Origin of the sequence: Clostridium sp., assembly GCF_032552055.1 — a bacterium.
Lineage (GTDB): Bacteria > Bacillota > Clostridia > Clostridiales > Clostridiaceae > Clostridium.
The window spans coordinates 1-9,404 of record NZ_JAWGSV010000119.1 but is presented as its reverse complement, the minus strand read 5'-3'; the positions used below and the strand labels follow the sequence as shown (position 1 = coordinate 9,404).

The following is a 9,404-nucleotide window of genomic DNA, read 5'->3' as shown; positions in this document are numbered from 1 at the left end:
CATATATTATAGCTACAAGGGTCGGATATCAAGAAGCAAATTATTTTAGTTATGTATTTAAGAAAAAGTTTGGAATATCACCATCTAGGTATAGAAAGAATTGAGAAAATAATATGCTAAATTTTATAAGGGATAAATTAAAAGAATATTACAAAAAGGCTAGTATTCAATATATAATTTCAATTTCATTTACTATTGTAGCTGTTGCAGGAATGATAGTAGTTGGAGGAGCATTATACTTAAGGTTTTTAAATTCTACAGAAGAAGTAGTTTCTAAGAACAACCAAACGATTATAGAGCAAGTAAATTTGAATTTAGATAGCTACTTAAGAAATATGATGAAAATTTCTGATACTATTTATTACCGTGCTATTAAAAAGACAGATATGGCAGTTGAAAATATAAAAAAGGAAATGGATTTAATTTATGAAGCCAACAAAGATAATTTAATAAGTATTACTTTATTTTCTGAATATGGAGAAATAATAGATTCATATCCACTGCAACAGTTAAAAAGCAATATAGATCCTAGAGATAACGATTGGTTTCAAAATGCAAAAAATAAAAAAGAAAACTTACATTTCTCAACTCCTCATGTTCAGAATTTGTTTTATGATCCTAACTATAAATACACATGGGTAGTATCCTTAAGTAGGGCTGTAGAAATAACTAAAAGTGGGAAAACTAGTAGTGGAGTACTTTTAGTAGACATGAATTTTAGCGGAATAGAGCAGATATGCAAAAATGTTGAAGTAAGCAAAAATGGATATGTATATCTTATAGATACTGATGGAGAAATAATTTATCATCCTAGGCAACAACTTATTTACTCTAACTTAATTACTGAAAATAATTATGAAGCAGCTAAATTTGAAGATGGTAATCATATTGAAAATTTTGAGGGAAATAAAAGACTAGTTACTGTAAAGACAGTCGGATATACTGGGTGGAAATTAGTTGCTATATCACCAATGTCAGATGTAACAGCAGGATACTATGAATTTAGAGTTTTCGCAATATTTATTATGATTTTTGCAATATTTATCTTAATATCAATTAATATGTTTGTATCATCTAGGATAGCAAATCCAATAAGAGCATTAGAGAAAGCTGTAAAAGAATTTGAAAATGGGGTAGTAAGCTTAAATATACCTGAAAATGGATCTTATGAAATACAACATTTAGCCAAGGCAATAAAATCTATGGTTAATCAGATGAATTTACTTATGGAAAATATAATGGTAGAGCAAGAAGCAAAAAGAAAAAGTGAGTTAAATGCACTTCAAGCTCAGATTAACCCGCATTTTTTATACAACACCTTAGACTCTATAATTTGGATGATTGAAAATGAGAATTATGATGGTTCAATAGTAATGGTTACTGCTTTAGCTAGATTCTTTAGGATTAGTTTAAGTAAAGGAAAAAATGTAATTACAGTAAGAGATGAATTAGAGCATGCAAGAAATTACTTAACTATACAAAATATAAGATATAAAAATAAATTTAGTTATAGTATCGAGTTTGATGAAGAAACATTAAATTTAACAAGTATTAAATTGATAATACAACCACTTATAGAAAATGCTATTTATCATGGTATGGAATATATGAGTGGTGAGGGAGATATATTAGTAAAATCTTATAAGAAGAATGAAGATTTATATATAGACATTATTGATAATGGCTTAGGTATGCTACAAGAAGTAGCGGACAAGCTTTTAACTGAAGAAGTGAATAATCAGCAAAGAAAAGGTTCAGGAATAGGTCTAAAAAATGTTCACGAAAGAATTAAGTTATATTTTGGAGAAGAATATGGATTAGAGATTTATAGTGAACCTGACGAAGGAACTACAATTAGAATTCATATGCCATCCATAGAATTTGAGAGTATAAGGGAGGCGAAGCAATGAGAATAAAGAAGAAATTAGTATTTATCATATTATTTTTAATGGTATTAGCATCCTCATTACTTTTAATTAGGGAAGGTGGTAAGAAAGAAGTTGTTATATATGATGTAGCCGTAATAATTAGGGGGAAGAATAGTGAAGAGTGGAGCATTATGAAGGCTGGTATGGAACAAGCTTCTTTAGAAATGAATGTGAATCTTAGATTTATAACTTTACTTGAAGAAAATAGTGTTGAGGAACAAAAGGAGTATCTTCAAAGGGAAATAAGTTCAGGAGCAGATTCTATTATTATATCTCCAGCAGATTATACAGAGCTATCAACAACAATAGAAAATATAAATAAAAAAACACCAATAGTATTATTTGAATCAACTATAGATACAAAACAAGATATACCTTATATTTCTTGTGATAATTACGAACTAGGACAAAGCTTAGCAGAAGAGATATTGAGAAATGGAAATACAAGAAATAAAATAATTGTTGCAAAAAGTGAGTTAAGTTGTAGTAGCATTAGTGATAGATATGATGGGTTTGTAGATGAAATAAGTAAGAGTAAAAATACTTATGATGTAGTAGAATTACCTACAGATGATTCAAAATTATATAGTAGAGTCAGAAGTATAGTTGAAGGGAAGGAGGGAGAAGTATTAGTAGCTTTTGAGCCAAGTGTATTAGAAGCTTTAGGTAAAGCGAAGAAAAATATAATTAATAATACTAATATAGAAGCCGACATTGAGATATATGGAACTGGGAGAACTAGTACTATAATTTCTTTAATAGAAGAAAATATAGTAGATGCAATTGCAATGCAGAATGAATTTAATGTTGGATATTTAAGTATAAAAACAGCTGTTTCTAGGATAGAAAATAAGAAGCTTGACAGTAAAATTAATATTACATCAACCTTAATAAATAGTGATAATATGTATTATAAGGAAAATCAAAAAATGTTATTTCCTATTGCGAGATAAGTATTTTTTTATAGGAGGGTATTGTGATAAAAGGTAAGAAAATTTTCAATATACTTAGCTTAATAATTATATCTACCCTGATAGTGGGATGTGGAAAAGACGCGAGTCTTAAGTCTAAGAAAGAAATTAAAATTGGAGTAACATTATATAGGGAAGATGATGTTTTTATATCAATAATTTCAAATAACTTAGGAGAAATAGTTAAGGAAAATGAAAGTAATTACGATTTTAAGATTTTCCTTGAGTTCGTAGATGCAAAGGGGAGTACATTAAATCAAAGGAATCAAATTGATAAGTTTATTAATCAAGATTATGATGTAATATGTGTTAATTTGGTAGATAGAACAGCAGCAGCTACAATAATAGATAAAGCGAAGTCGGCAGATATTCCATTAATTTTTTTTAATAGAGAACCTGTAGAAGAGGATATGAATAGATGGAATAAGATTTATTATGTGGGAGCACAAGCAGAACAATCTGCTAGACTACAAGCAGATATTGTATCTAAGCAATGGCTTTCTAATAAGGATTTATATGATAAGAATAAAGATGGAATAATTCAATATGTTATGCTTGAGGGGGAACCTGGTCATCAGGATGCACTTATAAGGACAGAGTATTGCATTAAATCTCTGAATGAAAAGGGAATACAATTAGAAAAGTTAGCAGATGATAGCGCTAATTGGCAAAGTGATCAGGCAAATAGCAAAATGACCCAATGGATTAAAGAGTTTGGGAATGAGATAGAAGTAGTATTTAGTAATAATGATGTTATGGCTTTAGGGGCTATGTATGCGATAAATTCCAATAGTGACTTAATTAAAAAGCCTATAGTTGTTGGAATAGATGGAATTAAAGAATCTATGGAATCAATAAAAGCTGGCGATATGACAGGAACTGTTATAAGTGATGCAAATGCTCAAGCAGAAGCTATTTTTGAGATAGCAATAGATGTAGCACAAGGTGGTTCTTTAGAAAATATAAGTGATATGGAGAAGGGTAAATATAAAAAGTTACCACATACTAAAGTAACTATAGATAATGTAGATGAATATTTAAAATAATAAAGAAAAATATTGTGGAGGATGTTTTAACATTGTATATTAAATAATGTTATAATGTCCTTTTTGTGTGATTAAATATGAATGAAATATTGATATTAAATATTCCTTAAAAGACATATTTAATATATATTTTTTATTGACAAGGAAAATAAAAATGATTATAATTAAATCATAGTATTCCGATATGAATAAAACTAAGATGAGGAGAGTAATTAATAAGTATTATTAAAGAGAGGGTTAATTTGCTGAGATAACCTATAATATTGTTAATGAATTGCACCTCTGAGTTTAATCCTTGAATAGAGTAGGGGGTTATGGGTTCTCCCATTATAGAGATAGGGTATATTTTGTACCTAAGATGAGATGGATTTTATATCTAATCAGAGTGGAACCGTGGAAGATAATCTTCTGCCTCTGTATTTACAGGGCAGGGGATTTTTTGTTTTTTATGGAGGTATGACTTTTTATAAGAGGGTTATTATAACTTCATGGCCTAATTATCCATTTAGCATATATAAATTTAAAATGCTTTGGAGAAAAGGGAAAGAGAAAGCAAACTTATTACGTTCATTATTTTATTCTAAAGGAAAAAAATTATTAACTAATTAATAAACAGTAATTATCTAAAGAATCAATATACAGAGATTCGTGAACAAATAAATATTTAAAGTATTAATTTATAATAGGAGGAATAATATGAATATCAATATTAATTTAATTGTATCAATAGTTTTATCATTAGCAGCATTTTATTTAATTTATTTAGTAAAAGCTAAAACAAATAAGTTTTCATTTGCAACTTTAACAGCATTAACTTTAGGACTAGCTATAGGTGTATTTTTCAAAGATAGCGCTTCTTACTTAGAAGTAGTAGGTAAGGGATATATATCTTTAATTAAAATGATAGTTGTACCATTAGTTATGGTATCAATAATAACAAGTATCCTTAGATTAAAAAATCTAGATACATTAAAAGCAATTGGTTTTAAGACCTTAGGTATATTACTTGGAACAACAGGAATAGCCACAGCAATAGGTTTGGTTATAGGAAAATTATTTAATCTTGGACAAGGATTAACTTATGTAGGAGTTGAAGGATTCCAAGTTAGAGAAATACCATCTTTTTCAAAGGTTATTTTAGATTTTCTACCTTCAAACCCAATAGCTTCAATCGTTAATAATCAAATTATACCGATAGTTATTTTCTCATTATTCGTAGCAATAGCCTTAGTTATAGAAGATAATAAAAATCCTGAAAAAGTTAAAGCATTCAAAGATGTGATATTATCAGCTTATGAACTAGTATTAGGAATAACAAGAATTGTACTAAAATTTATACCTTATGGTGTATTTGCATTAATAGCAACAGCAGCAGCGAAAAATGGAATAGATACCTTAAAATCATTAATAGCAGTTATTGTAGCAGTTTATCTAGCTTGTTTATTACAAATAATACTAGTACACACACCATTAGTAGCATTTGTGGCTAGGAAGAATCCAATTAAATTCTTTAAGGATATTTTCCCAGCACAAGTTGTAGCGTTTACTAGCCAAAGTAGTTATGGAACATTACCAGTAACTATAAAAAGCTTAGTTGAAAATGCAAAAGTATCAGAAAATATAGCAAGCTTTGTAGCTCCACTTGGATCAACAATTGGAATGAATGCATGTGGTGGTTTATATCCAGCAATAGTGGCAGTATTTGTAGCAAATGTATTTAATGTAGATTTAACTGCATATCATTACTTCTTAATAATACTAACAACTATAATATCTTCAATAGGTATAGCAGGGGTACCTGGAGCAGCAACTATGTCAACAACAGTTGTATTATCAACAGCGGGATTACCTATAGAAGGTATGGCAATGGTAATGGCAGTAGATGCAGTAATAGATATGATGAGAACATTAACTAATGTAACAGGATCAGCGGTAGCTGCAGTAGTAGTAGATGAAACAGAGAAGAGAAAGCTAGCTAAGGTTGAAGAGCAAGCTGTATAAGCATTGTAAAGAGTTTTGAGATATTGCACAAATAACCCAATGAAAAGAGGATTCGTATGTGAATCCTCTTTTTTGAGCATAATAAAATCATGAAAAATAAAATTATATCTATTCATAAAATAGGTTTCCCAAATTGTAATAAATTTATTATAACCTAACAATGATTTAGTAAGATTGCTTTATAATATTACGGAGGATTTAAATTATATATAACTTTATAAAGAGTATTCTGTTAATTGGAGAAATAGCCTTTCTAAAATTGATGAAGATACGATTTTTATTCATATGAAAGAGGAGTATATGAAAAATAGATAGTTAAAGCCAGAATATAATGTAGAAATAGGGGGTGAGTCTGAGTACATTAGTATAAAAAATAAGGCTATATCATACTGAATAAAATATTCGATATGATATAGCCTATATTTTTTTAGCTAATAATTAGCACTAAATAATTTAGAATGTAATTTTAAAGGATTATGTAAAAGAGGTTGAGAAATTTCAACCCCTTTTTGTAGTTATAATTAATATTAATTTATTTAATTAAGTTTAGAATATCTTGTAGCTTTTTGCCACCGAAGTAAACCTTTGAGTCATCAACTATTATAGCTGGTACACTCATTATTTTGTGTTTACTCTTAAGTTCTGGGAAGTTTGATAAATCTAACATTTCAGTTTCTATATTTGGGTTTTCAATAGCAATTTTTTGAGCAGCTACAACTACATCTGGGCATACATGACAAGATAGTGATACTCCAACCTTAATATTAACTTTTCTGTCAATTGACTTTATTTCATTAAGTACTGATTCTTCTATAGCTTGACCAGGTCCAGCAACATTATACATAGCTAATATAAATGAATTTAATTCATGACCTCCTGGAACACCATGGAATTTAACACCAGCATATTCACCATCTTTATTTAATATAGCAACTACTGGATATTTATCAGCATGAACTTTTTCTTCAATTTCTGGGTTTTCACCTTTCTTATAGATAATAGCTTCAACTTTATCACCTAAGTCAGCAATATCTAGAACTAAGTCTCTTAATTCTATAGACTTAGCATTACTTTCATCTACAATTGAAACAAGTGAAATATTATTTTCAAATTTAGATAATACACCCTTTAATTGAGTTCTTAAATTATCGTTTAGAAGTGAACTTTTACCAGGTTTTGAGCTAAGCTTTGGAGCTTCTTCTTTTGTTTCAACTTTTTCTTCAATAACTTCTTCTTCAACTATTCCAAGTCTTTCTTTTTCAGAAGCTACGTATCTTTCAGCATCTGTTGCAGCAATAGCACCATCAGCAACTGCTGTAACTACTTGTCTTAACATCTTAGGTCTTAAATCACCAGCGGCATATACACCCTTAATGTTAGTTTGCATATTCTCATCTGTAAGAACATAACCCCATCTATCCATATCTATTTTACCCTTAAATACATCTGTTTGTGGTTGATATCCTACGAATACGAATATACCAAATGTTCCATCTTCTTTTGGTGGGAAGTATTCAGATCTTTCGTTAGTAACATTATTTATAAGTTTTACAGATCTTAAAACATCATCACCAACTGCTTCAACTACTTCAGTATTAAATCTTATTTCAATATTCTTATTAGCCTTTACCTTATCACCTATAGACTTAGCACATGTAAATTCAGGTTCTCTTGCTATAATAATAACCTTCTTAGCAAATCTAGTTAGGTATATAGCTTCTTCAGCAGCCGCAAAACCTGCACCGATAACTAAAACTTCTAGACCTTTAAAGAACTCACCATCACAAGTAGAGCAGTAAGCAACACCTCTACCACCGTATTCTATTTCGCCAGGGAAACCTAGCTTTCTAGGTGAAGCACCAGTAGCAATTATTACAGATCTTCCTTGAATATCACCTGAGCTAGTTTTAATTGTTTTAATTTCTCCTTCAAGGTCAACACCTATTACATCAGATGTTTGGAACTTAACTCCAAAGTTTTCAGCTTGTATTCTCATTTGATTAGTTAAATCTGGACCAGTAGTCTTAACAATTCCAGGGTAGTTTACAACCTCAGCAGTACTTGCTATTTGACCACCTGTATGCTCTTTTTCTATGATTAGAGTTTTAAGCCTAGCTCTTCCAGCGTATAATCCAGCAGATAACCCAGCAGGTCCACCACCAATTATAAGTAAATCATATATATTATTCATAATAATCCTCCTATATTCTAATTATGCCATTATTAGCTAATAATTATTATCCATTATTTATTAAAAAAATAGCGAGTTTACCTCGCTAAGTTTTTATAAGGGGAGCAAATCTCCCCATATGTTATATATTAAAGTTTTCCTACTAAATCTAAGCTTGGTACTAAAGTATCAGCGCCTGGAGTCCAGTTTGCTGGACAAACTTCATCACCATGTTCTCTTACGAATTGAGCAGCTTGAACTTTTCTTAATAACTCCTCAGCATTTCTACCGATTCCGTTTTGGTGAACTTCATAAGCTTGGATAACACCATCTGGATCAACTATGAATGTTCCTCTTAAAGCCATACCTTCTTCTTCGATAAGAACTTCAAAGAATCTTGCAAGCTTACCAGTTGGGTCAGCTAACATTGGATATTGAATCTTTCCAATAGTTTCAGTTGTATCAGCCCATGCTTTGTGAACAAAGTGTGAATCTTCTGATACTGAATAAATTTCAGCTCCAATTTCCTTAAAGCTGTTGTAGTGATCAGCTAAATCTCCTAATTCAGTTGGGCAAACAAATGTAAAGTCTGCTGGATAGAAGAAGAAAACTCCCCACTTTCCTAAAACATCTTCATTTGATACTTCTACAAACTTTCCATTATGATAAGCTTGAACCTTAAAATCCTCAATTTTTTTTCCTATTAATGACATAAATTTTTCCTCCTAAAATCTTTTAATATTCTCTATGTATTAATAATAATTATTATTTAATAATTTGTCAACACTTTTTGGTAAAATAATTGATAATTTTTATCATTTAGCTAAAATAACGTATTCAACTTATAGTATTTCTTAAATGTGACTTATAAATACGAATAATAATTAAATAAAAATTAAGAATTCTAAATCAGGTTGTAAACTAGATATATTTGGTATAAAATATATTTAAAAGTAGATTTTTTAGGGAGGATAATATTCTTGAATAAGGGTGGAATTAGACTATATTATAAAAATCAAGAGGAACTAAGCTATGCTTTGAGAAACTACATAGATAATTATTTTGAAGGAAATATTGAGGATGAGGATTTAGAAGAGAAGATATTTTCAGTAATCCAAGCAAATAAGAACAAGTTTTACAAAGACGGAGAGATAGCTAAAAAACCTAAACAAATTCTAGGTAAGACTAGATTAAATGTTTTAGAACAAATACTAGAGAAAAAGAATTAGATAATAAATTCAAATAACAAAAGATTAATTAATATAGGATTCATTTTATAGAACTATAA

General features: G+C 29.4%; 8 protein-coding genes and 1 other annotated feature. Of the genes, 6 read left to right on the top strand and 2 right to left on the bottom strand.

The window, feature by feature from the left end; translation table 11 throughout:
* The 5 genes from E6248_RS09385 to E6248_RS09365 form a co-directional block, all read left to right on the top strand.
* On the top strand, positions 1 to 104 hold a 104-nt coding region (locus E6248_RS09385), incomplete at its 5' end, for a helix-turn-helix domain-containing protein (RefSeq protein WP_316340556.1).
* Positions 105 to 113: 9 nt separating this feature from the next.
* Entirely contained in the window at positions 114 to 1,910 is a 1,797-nt protein-coding gene (locus E6248_RS09380) for a sensor histidine kinase (RefSeq protein WP_316340555.1), read from the top strand.
* Entirely contained in the window at positions 1,907 to 2,881 is a 975-nt protein-coding gene (locus tag E6248_RS09375; protein WP_316340554.1) for a substrate-binding domain-containing protein, read from the top strand. Before E6248_RS09380 ends, E6248_RS09375 begins: the two co-directional genes overlap by 4 nt.
* Before the next feature lie 23 nt (positions 2,882 to 2,904).
* Positions 2,905 to 3,945, top strand: a complete 1,041-nt coding sequence (locus tag E6248_RS09370) for a galactose ABC transporter substrate-binding protein (RefSeq protein WP_316340553.1) — start codon at positions 2,905 to 2,907, stop codon at positions 3,943 to 3,945.
* Between the two features lie 187 nt (positions 3,946 to 4,132).
* Positions 4,133 to 4,364: a binding site (T-box leader), on the top strand.
* Positions 4,365 to 4,641: 277 nt separating this feature from the next.
* Positions 4,642 to 5,946 (top strand): dicarboxylate/amino acid:cation symporter, encoded by a 1,305-nt coding sequence (locus E6248_RS09365; protein WP_316340552.1) that lies wholly within the window; start codon positions 4,642 to 4,644, stop codon positions 5,944 to 5,946.
* A gap of 532 nt (positions 5,947 to 6,478) precedes the next feature.
* Here E6248_RS09365 and E6248_RS09360 read toward each other — a convergent pair.
* Positions 6,479 to 8,137, bottom strand: a complete 1,659-nt coding sequence (locus tag E6248_RS09360) for an FAD-dependent oxidoreductase (protein WP_316340551.1) — start codon at positions 8,135 to 8,137, stop codon at positions 6,479 to 6,481.
* Between the two features lie 128 nt (positions 8,138 to 8,265).
* Positions 8,266 to 8,829, bottom strand: a complete 564-nt coding sequence (gene ahpC, locus E6248_RS09355; protein ID WP_316340550.1) for an alkyl hydroperoxide reductase subunit C — start codon at positions 8,827 to 8,829, stop codon at positions 8,266 to 8,268.
* Positions 8,830 to 9,096: 267 nt separating this feature from the next.
* Between ahpC and E6248_RS09350 the strand changes: the two genes are divergently transcribed.
* Entirely contained in the window at positions 9,097 to 9,345 is a 249-nt protein-coding gene (locus E6248_RS09350; RefSeq protein WP_136006266.1) for a TIGR04540 family protein, read from the top strand.
* The last annotated feature ends 59 nt before the right edge of the window (positions 9,346 to 9,404 follow it).